The sequence below is a fragment of the Streptomyces carpinensis genome, from assembly GCF_002154505.1.
In the GTDB taxonomy this organism is placed as follows: Bacteria; Actinomycetota; Actinomycetes; order Streptomycetales; family Streptomycetaceae; genus Streptomyces; species Streptomyces carpinensis.
Genome location: NZ_MUBM01000718.1, coordinates 1 through 405, shown reverse-complemented (window position 1 = coordinate 405; position 405 = coordinate 1). Strand labels below are relative to the sequence as shown.

Genomic DNA, 405 nt, shown 5'->3' with positions numbered 1-405 from the left:
GGCGCTGCGCAACCAGACCGGGATCGCGCGGGCCTTCGAGTACTTCGACAAGGTCACGGTCGCCTGCGTGTCCATCGGCTCCTGGGAGCCGGGCATCTCCACGGTGCACGACATGCTCAGCGACGAGGAGCGCGCCCACTACGCCTCGCTCGGCGTCGCCGCCGAGATGTCCGCGCACCTCTTCGACGCCCAGGGCCGCCGGATCGGCCGGGACCTGGGGGAGCGGTGCATCACGGTCAAGGCCGAGCAGCTGCGCCGTATCCCCGAGGTCGTCGCGATCGCGGGCGGGCAGCGCAAGGCGGCGGCGATCGACGCGGTGCTGCGCTCCGGCCTCGTCACCAGCCTGGTCACGGACACCTCGGCCGCCGACTACCTGATGACGGCCGGCCCCACCCCGAAGCTGTC

The 405-nt window shown here is 72.3% G+C and carries 1 protein-coding gene; it reads left to right on the top strand.

The window, feature by feature from the left end; translation table 11 throughout:
• Window positions 1–405, top strand: a 405-nt coding sequence (locus tag BZY54_RS54480; RefSeq protein ID WP_244217720.1) for a sugar-binding domain-containing protein, incomplete at both ends; no start/stop codon positions are given.